The 273-nt window shown below is 41.8% G+C and carries 1 protein-coding gene; it reads left to right on the top strand.

Translation table 11 applies throughout. The features are described 5' to 3' along the window. The first annotated feature begins 9 nt into the window (after positions 1-9). A complete protein-coding gene (locus RYX56_RS25880) occupies positions 10-192 on the top strand; it encodes an HNH endonuclease (protein WP_369293561.1) in 183 nt (60 codons plus the stop codon). Positions 193-273: the final 81 nt, after the last annotated feature.

Here is a 273-nt window from a genome sequence, read left to right as displayed (position 1 = left end):
TTAAAAGACATTAAGAACAAAAAGAATAAAAAGTTCTGGGAGTTAATGCACATTTACAGAAACCGTAAAACACTGGTGCTATGTGCAGATGGGTCTCGAAATAACTGCCATAGAAAGCTGCATTCGGGTAATCTAGACCAACGCAAGAAAACGAACGCATCAGTGTCTAAGAATAACGATTTGGCATTCTAGATCCAGGTAAAACGGGGAGCCGTATGATGTGAAAGCATCACGTACGGTTCTGCGAGAGGGTGACACAAACCTGCCTTTGAA

It is taken from the genome of Alkalihalophilus lindianensis (assembly GCF_032843265.1).
Lineage (GTDB): Bacteria > Bacillota > Bacilli > Bacillales > Bacillaceae_D > Alkalihalophilus > Alkalihalophilus lindianensis.
This window is presented reverse-complemented; position numbering and strand designations above follow the sequence as displayed.